Source organism: Terrisporobacter vanillatitrophus (assembly GCF_051148895.1).
GTDB classification, from domain to species: Bacteria; Bacillota; Clostridia; order Peptostreptococcales; family Peptostreptococcaceae; genus Terrisporobacter; species Terrisporobacter vanillatitrophus.
This window is the reverse complement of sequence record NZ_CP154625.1, coordinates 3,101,505-3,115,830: the sequence shown is the minus strand read 5'-3', so window position 1 is coordinate 3,115,830 and position 14,326 is coordinate 3,101,505. Positions and strand designations below refer to the sequence as shown.

Below are 14,326 nucleotides of genomic sequence, written 5' to 3'. Positions count from 1 at the left end.
ATGGTTCAAAAAAAATAAAATATAAACAACAAGCCAAATAAGTATACTTAGCATGCTTATTTGGCTTTTTTATTTTTAATAGGAATAGGAGGGATCATAATGGAAAATTTAAATTTATTAAAAGATGATGAGAAAAAAGTTTTTTATCACTATCTAATACCATCAATATGTTCTACACTTGTAACATCAATTTACATATTGGTAGATACTCTTGTAATTGGACAAGGTGTTGGGGCAGAGGGGATTTCTGCACTGAATATTTTTCTACCTTTTTTCGCCGCATATAACGGAATAGGTCTTATGTTTGGGGTTGGTGGAGGAATATTGATCTCCATGGAAGAAGGTATGGGAAATAAAGAAGAATCAGATAAATACTTTGTTTCCAGTTTGGTAACCGTAGTAATAATAGGACTAATATTTACAACATTAACAAACATATTTTTAGAAGAAATTTCTTATTTCCTTGGAGCAAATGAAAACAGTATTGATTTAGTTTTACAATATGGAAGATGTATAACAATATTTACACCAATATTTATAGCAACTAATTTTTTATCACCCATAATTCGTAATAAAAAATCCCCAAAATTAGCTATGATGTCAGTACTTTTAGGAGCAGGATTGAATATAGTATTAGATTATATTTTTGTTTTCCCTATGAATATGGGAATGATGGGTGCAGCTTTGGCAACAGTTTTAGGTAGTTTAACAACAGTTATAGTTCTTTTAACTCATTTTATATCAAAGAAAAATAGAATAGAGTTATCTCTAAAGAAAGTATCAATAACAAAAATAAAAAGAATAATAGGTTGTGGTGGATCTAGTTTCTTAATGGAAGTTGCCAGTGGATTTGTAATATTTATATTTAATATTCAAATTTTAAAATATATAGGAGATATGGGAATAGTAGTTTATGGAATTATATCAAATTGCGTAATAGTTGGAATGGCTTTATTTAATGGTGTAGCTCAGGCTAGTCAACCTATAATAGCGACTAACTACGGTGCTAATGAAAGTAGACGTGTAAAAACAGTTTTAAAATATGCCATGTTTACTACTATTTCAATAGGATGTTTATTATATACAGTAGTATTTATGTTTGCAGAAGAAGTAATATATGCTTTTGTAAAAGCTAATGCAGAGATTATTTCTATGGGAGTACCAGCGGTGAGAGATTATTTAAGTGCTTTTTGTATTATGAATATTAATATATTACTTTGTAACTATTTTCAATCTGTAGGTAAAGAAAAACCATCCATATTTATATCAGTAATAAGAGGATTTTTATTAAATATTATTCTTGTATTAAGTTTGCCAATAGTATTTGGTGGATATAGTTTGTGGTTTGTTGTACCTATAACAGAAGTTATTACTTTATTTGGGATAATAATATATATAAGAAAATTAAAAAGCAATGATTTAAAAAGTGAAACTAAATTTAATAAAGTTGCAATAGCTAAATAGAAAAGAAGGTAAAATACCTTTCTTTTTGTAATTATTCTTTTCTATTATTGGAATAATAAGTATTATTTACAATTTTAGTAAAGGAGCAAAATAATTGAGAAAATATAGTAATAATGAATTAAGTTCAAAAATAATATGTCTATTAAAAGAAAAATTAGATAAGGATTATGCAAAAGGTTTAACAAGAAGAGATGCTCATCCTAAATGTTTAGGACTTTTAAAAGGCTATTTCATTGTGGATAAAAATTTACCTTTACAGTATAGAGAAGGTATTTTTAACAGAGATTATTATAAAGCTTTTATAAGAGTATCTAACTCAAGTCCTAAAATAAGAAGTGATAAATATAGAGATATTAGAGGATTTTCCATGAAATTATTAAATGTCTATGGAGATAAATATGTAAAGGATGAAAAATTTACTCAAGATTTTCTATTAGTTAGTATGAAAACCATGCCTATAGGAACACTAAAATTAATGTATGACGCCATATACTATACAACAAAATCGACACCAATAATTTTTATGGGGAAATTAATAAAAGATAAAAATTTCAAAGTAATTACTGATATTATGAAAAATATGAAACATGATACAAGTCCTTTAGATATTAGATATTACAGTACTACGCCATATATGTTTGGTAATAAAATAGTAAAATATAGTATAGTTCCAAGATCCATGTATAAGAGTAAGCTTCCTAAAAAACTTGGAAAAAATTATCTTACAGAAAATATGCAAAAACATCTATATAAAGAAGAAGCAGTGTTTGACTTTATGGTACAATTTTGTATAAATGATATATATACGCCAATAAATGATGCTTCAATAGAGTGGGAAGAAGATAAATCTCCTTTTATCAAACTGGGAGAAATAAGAATTCCAAAACAAAGATTTACAACTAAGAAAAGATTTGACTTAGCAGAAAGAATGTCTTTTTCGCCAGGTCATAGTCTTCTTTCTCACAAGCCTATTGGAGATATTAATGAAGGAAGAATAAAGATTTATAAGGAGATGTCAAAATATAGACATTATAGAAATAAGGAAGAATTATATGAAGCAAATGATGAAGATTTTGATAATATATGAAAATCTATGACACCCAAAATATAGAGGTGTCATTTTTTTATTTTAGGATTCATAGTATATAGTAGAATTAAATTGAATAATTAAAAATATTTTTTGTAATAAGCTAAAAGGAGGTGTCAAAAGATGAAAAACATATTAGATTTTTGTATAAGAGACATTTCTTTTGCTAGTTGTGGTGAAGCATTGATATGGATAGGAACAGGAGCTTTAATTATTGCTGGAATATTAGCATTAATAAAAAAACCAAAGTAAATAAAAGAAAAAAGAATTAAATAACTACTTGAATGACTTATAATAATATGAGTATAATTTAAATTGAAGTGTGTGAAAATGGAAGTATAAAAATTAAGATTTAATAAAATTTGAAATATCATGGGGACTATCTCATGATATTTTATTTTTATAATAGAAACTGTTTTAAATGAAATTGAATTTTCACAAAAAACTATTATAAATTTTTAAGGAAAAGGTGGAAAAATGGAAATAGATAAACTTAGTGAAATATTAAGATTATATACAGATAAGTTAAAATATAATAGTGGATTTGCATCATATAAGAGAAATTATGTAAGCAATGACTATGTAAATACAAGAGGGGATGAAGCAACGTTTTATGCTACAGTTTTTGATGAACACCATAGACGAAGTTATACATCTATGATAAGTATAAATACTAAAAATAGGACTGTCTCTAATCTTAGTTGTGACTGTCAAAATGTATTTAATAATAAAGGAACTCAAGTATGTCCCCATATGGTAGCTTCAGTTCTTGAAGGAATAAAAAAATTAAGAGACAAAACTAAAGAAGAATTTGCAGAAGGAGATATAATACTAAATCCTACTGTAGTATTTGACTTAAGTCAATCTAGAGGTGGAAATTTAGGTGCGAGTTTACATATTGATGGAATAGATGAAAATGAATATGCCAATATATATAATTCATATAAAGATAAATATAAGTATCATCTTATGCCAGATGGTAGTTATATTGACTTAAAGGACAATGATTTAGAAAAAATATTTCAAATCATATATGTATTAGGTGTTTATAGTGATTTTCAAAAAATAAAGATACCAGATAATAAAGCAGTATTTCTAGAAAAGTTACTAGAAGATGAAAGTAATACTTTAATAAGTGGCAGAAAGTACGTAGATAATGTAATAAAAAAATATAATAAATTAAACAAAAATATAAAAGTCCCTGAGAATTTAAAGGCAAACCTTAGAGATTATCAAGTAGATGGATTTGAATTTTTTAATACTTTATCAAATTATAATTTCGGTGGAATATTGGCAGATGAAATGGGACTTGGTAAAACTGTACAAACTTTAGCTTTTTTACTTTCACAAAAAGATAAAAAATCAATAGTTATAACTCCAACTTCTTTAATATTTAACTGGGAAAATGAATTTGAAAAATTCACACCAAATATTAAACTAGGGATAGCTTATGGAAGTAAAGCTCAAAGGGAAAAAATATTAGAAAACTATAAGTATTATGATGTTATACTAACCAGTTATGGAACTTATAAAAATGACATGGAAAAATATAAAAACATAACATTTGATTACTGCATAATAGATGAGGCACAAAATATTAAAAATCCAGATTCTATAATTACTAAATCAATTAAAGAAGTAAATGCTAATGTAAAATTTGCTTTAACAGGAACTCCTGTAGAAAATAATCTTATGGAGCTTTGGTCAATTTTTGATTTTGTCATGCCAGGATATTTATACAATAAGAAGAAATTTGAAACTATCTTTGTTAATAATGAAAAAAATCACTACCAACTAAAAAATTTAATAAAACCTTTTATGCTTAGAAGAACTAAAAAAGAAGTTATTAATGAATTACCAGATAAAATAGAACATAAATTTTATGTTGAGTTGGATAAGGAGCACAAAAGAGCATATAGAAGTTTTGTGAATTTAATAAAGAGAAGGATTCTAGAAAACAATGAAGATAATATGACTATTTTTTCTTATTTAACAAAATTAAGACAACTAAGTATTGCGCCAGAAATAATTGTTAAAAACTATAAAGGTAAAAATTCAAAATTGGAAATTTTAATTAATCTTATAAATCAAGAAACTGGTAGAAAAATATTAGTATTTTCTCAGTTTACAAAGGTTCTTCAAATTATAGAAAAAAGATTAGAAAAAGAAAATATTTCATACTCTTATTTAGATGGAAAAACAGATGCAAAAGATAGAATAAAGTTGGTAGAAGAATTTAACAATAGTGATACAAAGAAGGTGTTTTTAATATCATTGAAAGCAGGAGGAACAGGACTTAATTTAACTAGTGCATCCATGGTAGTTCATTTTGATCCTTGGTTCAATCCAGCAAGTGAAAACCAAGCTAGCGATAGGGCACATAGAATTGGACAAAAAAATGTGGTAGATGTTATTAAATTAATTTCTAAAGATACTGTAGAAGAAAAAGTAATAGCTATGCAAGACTATAAAAAAGAGCTTATTGAAGATATAATAAATTCTAATTTAGAAAATAGTTCATCTCTGAAAAAGTTAACGAGAGAAGAAATTATTGATTTATTTGAAAATATATAAACAAGAAAAAAAGATGGTGAAAACCATCTTTAAACATATAATTCATACTCGGGGAAAGTAAGAATACAATTTGAGTTAATTAATTACTATATCTAAGGGTTAAAAATATTTGAAAACAAAAAAGTCAGAAGGTTAAAGCCTTCTGACTTATTTATATCTTCAAAATATAATTATTAATTATCTTATTGTTAATACTATAATATATTAATTTACATATTTTGTCAAATGAATTTTGCTTTGTAGTAAAAAAATCTTTAACATAGAATTATTAATAAAGAAATAGAGATGCACACCTCTATTTTTTTTATATGTATAATAATTGAAAATTGAATGAAAGACTACTATAATTACAATGTAATTAGAAATCATACATATTTTATTCATGAAAAAGGAGGAAAAATATATGACACAGTATGAAATATTTACTGATGCTACTAGTGATTTACCGTTAGAAGTAATAAATTCTCTTGGAATTAAAGTCATTCCCATGGATTTCGAAATGAATGGGAAAGTATATTCACATTATCCTGATGAAAGAGAGTTAGATAGCAAATCATTCTACAAGATGTCACAGGAAGGATTAATGTCAACAACAACTCAAATTACACCAGCAAGATTTAGAGAATATTTTACTCCTATATTACAAGAAGGAAGGGATATTCTTTATATTTGTTTTTCGTCAGGTTTAAGTGGGACTTATGGTTCTTCGCAAATAGCAATATCAAACTTGAAAGAAGATTATCCTGATAGAAATATAATGTCAGTTGACTCATTGTGTGCATCTTCAGGAGAAGGGCTTTTAGTTTATTTAGCAGCGAAAGAAAAGTCAAAAGGTAAATCTATTGAAGAATTATATAATTGGATAGAAGAAAATAGATTAAATATATGTCACTGGTACAAGGTTGATGATTTGTTCCATTTAAAAAGGGGAGGAAGGATTAGTTCTGTGGCTGCTACCTTTGGAACGGCTTTAAATATAAAACCACTATTAAATATGGATAACGATGGTAAACTCCAACTGGTAGAAAAGATAAGAGGAACTAAAACTTGTGAGCATCATATGATTAATAAATTGAAGGATAATTATTTGCCAGATAAATATGATACTATAATTATTTCTCATGCAGATTGTGAGCATGAAGCAATGTTATTAGAAGAAATGCTGAAAAAAGAGTGTGAAGTTGGTGAAATTATACACTCAAAGATAGGTCCTGTAATAGGAGCTCACAGTGGAAAAGGTACACTATTGATTAATTTTTATGGAAAACAAAGAGAATAATTATATCTATTAGAATTGTTAAAATAATGGTTATTATGATAACAATTCTTTTTATCACAAAATATTAATACATGTAATATTATGGAGATAAGGGGAGATTTTGACCTTTGAGGTAGTGATATCTATGAAACTTTGTAGAGTGCAAGCTTTAATTGAAGAATTATTAATGGATTGAGATAAATTAAACTTAGCAGCAAAACTCTTAGTTTATCTCGGTTTTTTTTAGTACTGTCTACAATATTTATAGCTATTTGTGATGCAAAGGACATAGATTTATATAACAGAATTGAAGTTATATTTAGGACTTCTCTTGCTTCAGTATTTGGATTTATACTAAGCTCTAATACGAAAAGAAAAGAAGATAAAAATAGCTATATGGAAAAAATGACTATTAGTATGGATAGAGAAAATGCCATTACTGAAGAATGTAAGATAAAAAAAGAAACAATTAAGTATTATTATGGTGATGAAAATACTGTACAAATTATTGTAGCATTATTAATAACGTTAATTGCTGCATTAGTAATATTAAGTGTTTATGCCTTTGATATTACTAAAGATATAGCAATAATAGGACAATTTAGAGACTTAATGTGTACTTCTATAGGTTTTTTACTTGGTGAAGCAAAAATAAAATCTAAGAATTAATAATATATAATTATAAAAGCTATACTAAAGACTTAAAATCTTTGCATAGAATAAAATTGACCTCAAAGAGTGCACAAGTACAAGGAAGGTTAATTAATTTGCTTAAGCAGTGGAATAGTTATATAACAAAGGATATAGATACTGAAACATTAAATATAGTATTTAAAACTATAAAATAGATGTCCATTAAGGTAATAGAGAGAAATAAGATAGAGTAAATACAGGGTAATAGGCATTGCTCATGGAGATAATGAAGTTGAATTTAAAAAGCTAAAAGAAGCAATCAATAGTGAATTAAGTTTTACTAAAATGACAGAAGCTAAAATAGGTTCAAGTATAGGTTCTCATACTGGAGCAGGAACAATAGTACTTTGTATATGGAATAAATAATAAAAATGCACCTGAATCGAATGATTTAGGTGCATTTTTATGCATATATTTAATTTTGTTAAATAATATTCACTAAGAAGAGTGATAAGGGAGGGAGAATTTTGAATGGTAGAATACAGGCTTTAAAAGCTGAATTAAAACATGATTGGGATGAACTTAATTTAGCTGCTAAATCTCTAGTTATTATTGGAGCTATTCAACTTGGAATAATAATTTATTTTTCAGTAATTGATGTAGTTTCTTTACAAATATCAAAAAATATTGAAGTGATATTTAGGTCTTCATTGGCATCTATTTTTGGATTTGTATTAAGTTCTAATACAAAAAATAATAATAAAAAAAATATGAATAACAAGTCTTTAGCAAGAAAAGAACAAAATGAACATAAGTATGAGTACAAAGAAGTATGTGAAAGAATAAGAGATTTTGATTATGGAAATGGAAATTCTGTTCAAATATTTATAGCGTTTATTACCACGTTAGTGTCAGCCGTTGTAATACTAGTTATATATAAAAATAATATTCCTACAGATACTGCCATACTGTCACAATTTAGGGATTTTATGTGTACCTCCATAGGTTTTTTACTTGGTGAATCAAAAATAAGGTCTGATTAATAGAAATTAAGAGCAAGTTTATTTATGAGAAAAATGTGAATTTCAAATTTTACTAAATTTACATTTTTTTTTTGTTTATTTGCAAATAATAAGTTTATATAAAAGTAGGAGGAGATTTATTAATATGACTAATTTAAAAAGAATATCATTTTTAGTTTTAATTCTCATGTTTTTTAAGACAAGCATTTCAGTAGGACAGGAGTCTTTTCCATTAAATTTTAGAAAAGATAGAGATGAAATAAACTATCTATATAATATTCAACTTAAAAAAATAGAAGAAGAAAGTGAATTCTTCGAGGCGCATATAGATTATCCTTATTTTCAAATAAAAGAAAAATATGAAGATAAAGAGAAAGAAAACCTAAAATCAATAAATAAAATTAACAACGATATAAATAACTATATAGTTAATTTCAAGGAGAATATAAAAAAACAATCTGAAGAATATAAAAACGAGTATGAAATTAGTAATAAAGACTCATCTTTACCGAAGTTTGTATATGAAGCTTATAGCCAATATGATGTAACGTACAATGAAAATAACTTGGTTAGCATACCAATTTTAACTTATGAATTTACTGGTGGAGCTCATGGAATGTCTGTATTAAAATCTTTTAATTACAATTTAAAAACCGGAGAAGAGTTAAAGTTAAGTGATATTTTTAAGGATAATGTGGACTATAAAAGAATTATAAATACTTATATAAAAGAAGAAATTAAAAAAAATGAGGATTTATATTTTACAGGAAAAGCAGGCTTTAAAGGCATAGATGATAATCATGGATTTTATTTAGAAAATGATAAATTAATAATTTATTTTCAACTATATGAAATAGCACCTTACTATGTAGGTATTCCAAAATTTGAAATTCCACTTAATGAAATAGAAGGGAAGCTTAACACTTCTTTATTTAAAAAAAAGGTTGATATTCTTAGATTACACTTGTATCAAAGGATTTTGTAAATGTAGGTAAAAACAATAAAAAATCCTATATTTACAGTGCTAGTATAAGCTAGGATGAGTATGAAAATTATGCAAGCAAATCTTTTTTATAGAAACTTTATAATGAATCCATAAATAAAATGTAAAAGTATAAAAGGTATTGTAATTGAAGTGTTTTTAACATGGAGATACAATACCTTTATTATGCTTATAAAAAATACTATAGACTATTTATCTACAAATAATAATTAACCAATATTTGGAAAAGCATTCTGTGATATGTACAAACTATTTAAGATACTAGTATAATATCATAAAAACATTAAATTGAATAAATTATAACTAAGAAATTCTTCTAACGGGAAAAAGATGATATTAATTAAAATTAGTATCTTTGGTAGACTTATCTTAACAAATAATAGATAAGGAGATAAGCGAATGGAAAAATCATGGTTGAGTTTAGAAAATAAAACAGTCCTTGTTACAGGTGGAGCTTCAGGAATTGGGAAAGCAGTTGCACAAGAATTTTTAAACGTAGGAGCAAATGTAGTTGTATGTGATTTAAATCCAAATGAGCCAAAATTTCAGATAGAAGAAAACAGCGGCAAAATGTTATATGCAAATATGAATGTAACAGATAAAGAAAGTATAAGTTCAGCAGTACAAAAAGCTAAAGAAACTTTCGGAAGTATAGATGTATTAGTAAATAATGCAGGTATAAATATACCTTCTTTACTAATTGATGATAAGGAAGAAAATAGTAAGTATGAACTAAATGATAGCATATATGATAAAGTAATGGACATAAATGTAAAGGGAGTATATTTATGTGCACAAATTGCAGGGAGAGAAATGGTAAAACAGGGGCATGGTGTAATAATAAATATGTCTTCTGAATGTGGTATTGAAGGTTCTGAAGGACAAGGAATATATGCAGCAAGTAAAAATGCAGTAAATTCATTTACAAGATCTTGGGCAAAGGAACTTGGTAAAAAAGGAGTAAGAGTTATAGGGGTAGCACCAGGAATCATGGAAGCTACAGGATTAAGAACTTTAGCATATGAAGAAGCACTTTCATATACGAGAGGAATAACAGTAGACGAATTAAGAGTTGGTTATACAAAGTCATCTACTACTCCAATAGGAAGAGATGGAAAGCTAAGTGAAGTAGCAAATACAGTATGTTTCTTAGCATCTGAAAGAGCTGGGTATATTCATGGGGTTACTGTAAATGTGGCTGGTGGAAAGACTAGAGGATAATCCTAAAATGAATCTGCAATAGGGGGAATATTGATGAATATTATAAATGAAGAAAATCGCTTATGTAAAATCTTAAGAATCATAGAACAAAGTAATTTAACGTCGTCACAATCTATTGCAGATAAATTAGGTGTGAGCACAAAAACTGTAAAAAATGAAATAAAAGAACTGAATAGATTGCTAAAAGGATATGCACTGATTGATATAAAACAAGGTAAATATGTACTTTATGTTATTGATCAACAAAATTTTGATAGAGTAAGGCAAGACTTAGGTATACAAGATGACTTTTTTAATTCACAACAAAATAGAATGTCATATATTTTGTGTAAGTTAATGAATAGTGATGTAGCCTATTTAACAGATGATTTAGCAGAAGAAATGAACATAGGAAAAACTACTTTTATAGGTGATTTAAAAAAATTGAGAAATAAGTTGGAAAAATATAATTTAAAAATTGTTGGGAAAACAAATACAGGATTATTTCTTGAAGGAAATGAAGTAGATATTAGAATGTGTTTATTACAAGATATGTACGGTTCAATTTATAAAGAATTCAAAATTGATGAAGATATAATTGAATCAATATCTAAAATTTGTAGAGAAAATGCTTTGGGAAGTGGAGCTATAGATAACCTTATAAAATTCTTTACAGTAATGATAGATAGATTTTTAAATGGTCATACAATTAAATATTTAGATGATAAATATATAGAATTAAAATCTACAAAAACATTTGAATTTGTAGACAAGCTTTTAGATGAGGTTGAAAAAATTATACCTGTGAACATTCCTGTAAATGAGAGAATATTTATGGTTTTACCTATAATTAGTATGCGAACGCCAATAAACGCTCAGGGAATAAAAGAAATTGAAATGTCAGATGAGACAATTGATTTAGTTCAGGAAATAATAACCTTAATAAAAAGTCAAATGAATATAACTATAATGCCAGGTGATTTCTTTGATGAATTTGTATATCATATGTTTTTCATGATAAATAGAGTGAAATTTGGTATAAAAATTGTAAATCCGATTTTAGAGGATATTAAGGAAAAATATTCAGTGGGATTTAAAATGGCAGAATTATCTAAATGTATAGTTGAAGATAAATTAGGTAAAGAAGTATCTAAAGATGAAGTAGGATATATGGCTATGTATTTTGGAGTTTTTATATCGGAGAATACATATAAGAATAAAATCTATAGAGTAGCTATTATATGTGGTAGTGGGGTGTTAACTGCAAGAATTATATCTAGCCAATTAAATAAAATTTTATCTCCAGAATCACAAATAGATATATATTCAAGTATGGAGGTTAATGATGAGTTATTAAACAAATATGACTTAATATGCTCCACATATAAATTAACTTGTGATATAAATACACCAATCATATATATGAAAGAGATATTTGATGAACATCAATTTAGAAAGCAAATAGAGCAAGTCAAATATACTCAAAAATTAGAAGTTCCTCTATTACAAGGAATAGATTCTATACTTTTAAATTTATTAGATGAAGAGAAATTTTTCGTTTTAGACAATAATTTAAGTTATAAAGACAATATAGACTTAATGGTTGATTCACTTAGAAGTAATGGATATGTGGATGATGGTTTTAAAGAACGACTAAAAAAGAGAGAAGACAACTCTACAATGGTTTTCGATAAACATATTGCTATACCACATGTTGTAAATTATGAAAGTAATAAAATTATTTTAGCTCTTGGAGTATTTGATGATAATTTAATTATTGATAAAGATAGAAATGTGAAATTAGTATTTCTACTTGGTATCCCAGAAGAGCTTGGTGAAAATGAAATATTAATAATTAAAATTTATAACGAAATTATTTCCATTGCTAAAGATGAAAATAAAATCAAAGAAATATCTAGATTAAAAAAATATAAAGATTTAGTTCTTTATACAATAAAAGAGGATAGTACTTTTTAAAGGATGAGGTGAACAAATATGATATTTTGGTCTGTAATTATAAGTTTAGGAGCAGCATATGTAGTTCAATTTTTATTAACTATGATGCAAATGAAAAACTTTAATCTAAACTTTAGAGATTTAAGACGAATGGGCCGAGTTGCCATAGGAAAGAAAAAAGGTGGATTTGTAGCAGGATCAATAGCAATGTTTGCAATAGACGATAAAGGAATTATCTTAAAGGGAATGTGTTTATCTGGTGTTACAGTACTTGCTAGATTTAAAGAATTTAATAATTTAAATGGAATTGATATTGCTACTATAACAAAGGACCATGTCAAATCTTATTCTAAACAAGTTCAAAAATCAATATTAGATGCTTCTTCAAACTATATCACTATAACAAGTGGTGGTAATATAGAAGATCCTAAGAGTCCTTTTGAAAAGGTTGCAGGATCAATACAAAAAGTAGTAACTCAAAAATAAATTAATGGAGGTTTGAATAATTATGGATGTAATTATAAAATTCGCAGAAGGTTTTATGGGGCTGTTTGCTTTAGGAGCACAAACATTTACAAGTTGGGTAACAGGAATAGTGCCTCAAGTATTATTATTATTAATAGCAATGAACACTCTAATAAGATTAATAGGAGAAGAAAAAATAAACCAATTTGCTAAGTTTTCAGCAAAAAATCCGATACTTCGTTATATGGTAGTTCCTTTCTTAGGAGCATTTATGCTAGGTAACCCAATGGCATTATCATTAGGTAGATTTATGCCAGAAAGATATAAACCAAGTTACTATGCATCTGCAAGTTATTTCTGTCATACAAGTAGTGGTGTTTTCCCACATATAAATCCAGGGGAAGTATTTATATATTTAGGAATAGCAAATGGAATATCAACATTAGGACTAAGTACAATGCCATTAGCAGTAAGATACTTATTAGTAGGTTTAGTATGTAACTTAATGAGTGGTTGGGTAACTGACTTCACAACTAAAATGGTTATGAAACAACAAGGTATTGAATTAAGTAAAGAAGTTAAAGCTATAGCAGCTTAGGACTAAATCTAAGGGAGGATATAAAGATGTCAAAATTTGGGACAATTGAAATAAAAAAAGGTAATGGAGGATTTGGTGGTCCTTTAACAGTAACACCAACAGAAGGAAAAGATACACTTTTATATATAACAGGTGGTGGAGCTAAACCAGATATAGTAGATAAAATAGTAGAACTTACTGGTTGTAAAGCGGTAAACGGTTTCAAGACATCTGTACCTGAAGAACAAATATTTTTAGCAATAATAGATTGTGGTGGAACGCTTAGATGTGGTATATATCCACAAAAAAGAATACCAACTATAAATGTAATGCCAGTTGGGAAAAGTGGTCCTCTAGCTAAATATATAACTGAAGATATATATGTATCTGCAGTTGGACTTGATCAAATAAGCTTAGTAGAAGGCTCTGTTAATAAACAAGTAACTTCAGATGAAGCTCAAAAATCGAAAAAAACAGAACAACAAAGAGAGTTTAAATATAGCGCAGACAAAAAGATAACTCAAACTACTGAAAAAGATGGAAGTACTAGTTTATTAACTAAAATAGGTATGGGAGCTGGAAAAGTAGTAAACACTTTCTATCAATCAGCTCGTGATGCTGTACAAACTGTAATAAACACAATATTACCATTTATGGCATTTGTTGCATTATTAATAGGTATAATTCAAGGTTCTGGTGTAGGTGATGTTTTCGCCAACGTAATGACTCCTCTAGCAGGAACAGGAATAGGTCTTGTATTAATAGGATTTATATGCTCATTACCATTCTTATCACCACTTCTTGGACCTGGAGCAGTTATAGCTCAAGTTATAGGAACATTAATAGGTGTGGAAATTGGAAAAGGAAATATAGCACCAAGTTTAGCTTTACCAGCATTATTTGCAATAAATACTCAAGGTGCATGTGACTTTATACCAGTAGGGTTAGGTCTTGCAGAAGCAGAAGCAGAAACAGTAGAAGTTGGTGTTCCAGCTGTATTATATTCAAGATTTTTAACTGGTGTGCCAAGAGTTTTAATAGCTTGGGCAGCTAGTATAGGACTATATGCATAAGATTAAAATAAAAA

At 27.2% G+C, this 14,326-nt stretch carries 13 protein-coding genes; all 13 read left to right on the top strand.

The annotated features are described in order from the left end of the window. Positions 1–99 precede the first annotated feature (99 nt). A complete protein-coding gene (locus TVTCOM_RS15390) occupies positions 100–1,464 on the top strand; it encodes an MATE family efflux transporter (protein ID WP_434797147.1) in 1,365 nt (454 codons plus the stop codon). Positions 1,465–1,558: 94 nt separating this feature from the next. Next, positions 1,559–2,551: a hypothetical protein gene (locus tag TVTCOM_RS15385; RefSeq protein ID WP_434797146.1), complete on the top strand. Its 993-nt coding sequence runs from the start codon at positions 1,559–1,561 to the stop codon at positions 2,549–2,551. A 123-nt stretch (positions 2,552–2,674) separates the two neighbouring features. Continuing rightward, positions 2,675–2,803 (top strand): hypothetical protein, encoded by a 129-nt coding sequence (locus TVTCOM_RS15380; protein WP_434797145.1) that lies wholly within the window; start codon positions 2,675–2,677, stop codon positions 2,801–2,803. Positions 2,804–3,028: 225 nt separating this feature from the next. Beyond that, positions 3,029–5,125: an SNF2-related protein gene (locus tag TVTCOM_RS15375; RefSeq protein WP_434797144.1), complete on the top strand. Its 2,097-nt coding sequence runs from the start codon at positions 3,029–3,031 to the stop codon at positions 5,123–5,125. A gap of 403 nt (positions 5,126–5,528) precedes the next feature. Further along, entirely contained in the window at positions 5,529–6,404 is an 876-nt protein-coding gene (locus tag TVTCOM_RS15370; RefSeq protein ID WP_434797143.1) for a DegV family protein, read from the top strand. Positions 6,405–6,788: 384 nt separating this feature from the next. Next, the gene (locus TVTCOM_RS15365) at positions 6,789–7,052 is read left to right on the top strand and encodes a hypothetical protein (RefSeq protein ID WP_434797142.1); all 264 of its coding nucleotides are present in this window, start codon (positions 6,789–6,791) and stop codon (positions 7,050–7,052) included. Between the two features lie 491 nt (positions 7,053–7,543). Next, the gene (locus tag TVTCOM_RS15360) at positions 7,544–8,059 is read left to right on the top strand and encodes a hypothetical protein (RefSeq protein WP_434797141.1); all 516 of its coding nucleotides are present in this window, start codon (positions 7,544–7,546) and stop codon (positions 8,057–8,059) included. A 124-nt stretch (positions 8,060–8,183) separates the two neighbouring features. Then, positions 8,184–9,023: a DUF3298 and DUF4163 domain-containing protein gene (locus TVTCOM_RS15355; protein WP_434797140.1), complete on the top strand. Its 840-nt coding sequence runs from the start codon at positions 8,184–8,186 to the stop codon at positions 9,021–9,023. A gap of 417 nt (positions 9,024–9,440) precedes the next feature. Next, positions 9,441–10,262, top strand: a complete 822-nt coding sequence (locus tag TVTCOM_RS15350) for an SDR family oxidoreductase (protein ID WP_434797139.1) — start codon at positions 9,441–9,443, stop codon at positions 10,260–10,262. Positions 10,263–10,295: 33 nt separating this feature from the next. Further along, positions 10,296–12,218, top strand: coding sequence for a BglG family transcription antiterminator (locus TVTCOM_RS15345; protein WP_434797138.1), 1,923 nt, complete (start codon positions 10,296–10,298; stop codon positions 12,216–12,218). Positions 12,219–12,236: 18 nt separating this feature from the next. Beyond that, positions 12,237–12,683: a transcriptional regulator GutM gene (locus TVTCOM_RS15340; protein WP_434797137.1), complete on the top strand. Its 447-nt coding sequence runs from the start codon at positions 12,237–12,239 to the stop codon at positions 12,681–12,683. A 22-nt stretch (positions 12,684–12,705) separates the two neighbouring features. Continuing rightward, a complete protein-coding gene (gene srlA, locus TVTCOM_RS15335) occupies positions 12,706–13,260 on the top strand; it encodes a PTS glucitol/sorbitol transporter subunit IIC (RefSeq protein ID WP_434797136.1) in 555 nt (184 codons plus the stop codon). Positions 13,261–13,286: 26 nt separating this feature from the next. Further along, positions 13,287–14,312 (top strand): PTS glucitol/sorbitol transporter subunit IIB, encoded by a 1,026-nt coding sequence (gene srlE, locus TVTCOM_RS15330; protein ID WP_434797135.1) that lies wholly within the window; start codon positions 13,287–13,289, stop codon positions 14,310–14,312. The last annotated feature ends 14 nt before the right edge of the window (positions 14,313–14,326 follow it).

Bases quoted from the DNA above. Each gene is read 5' to 3' on its own strand.
- TVTCOM_RS15370 (WP_434797143.1), top strand. From the start codon at position 5,529: ATGACACAGTATGAAATATTTACTGATGCTACTAGTGATTTACCGTTA.
- TVTCOM_RS15340 (WP_434797137.1), top strand. From the start codon at position 12,237: ATGATATTTTGGTCTGTAATTATAAGTTTAGGAGCAGCATATGTAGTT.
- srlA (WP_434797136.1), top strand. From the start codon at position 12,706: ATGGATGTAATTATAAAATTCGCAGAAGGTTTTATGGGGCTGTTTGCT.
- TVTCOM_RS15345 (WP_434797138.1), top strand. From the start codon at position 10,296: ATGAATATTATAAATGAAGAAAATCGCTTATGTAAAATCTTAAGAATC.
- TVTCOM_RS15365 (WP_434797142.1), top strand. From the start codon at position 6,789: ATGACTATTAGTATGGATAGAGAAAATGCCATTACTGAAGAATGTAAG.
- TVTCOM_RS15350 (WP_434797139.1), top strand. From the start codon at position 9,441: ATGGAAAAATCATGGTTGAGTTTAGAAAATAAAACAGTCCTTGTTACA.
- srlE (WP_434797135.1), top strand. From the start codon at position 13,287: ATGTCAAAATTTGGGACAATTGAAATAAAAAAAGGTAATGGAGGATTT.
- TVTCOM_RS15390 (WP_434797147.1), top strand. From the start codon at position 100: ATGGAAAATTTAAATTTATTAAAAGATGATGAGAAAAAAGTTTTTTAT.
- TVTCOM_RS15375 (WP_434797144.1), top strand. From the start codon at position 3,029: ATGGAAATAGATAAACTTAGTGAAATATTAAGATTATATACAGATAAG.
- TVTCOM_RS15355 (WP_434797140.1), top strand. From the start codon at position 8,184: ATGACTAATTTAAAAAGAATATCATTTTTAGTTTTAATTCTCATGTTT.
- TVTCOM_RS15380 (WP_434797145.1), top strand. From the start codon at position 2,675: ATGAAAAACATATTAGATTTTTGTATAAGAGACATTTCTTTTGCTAGT.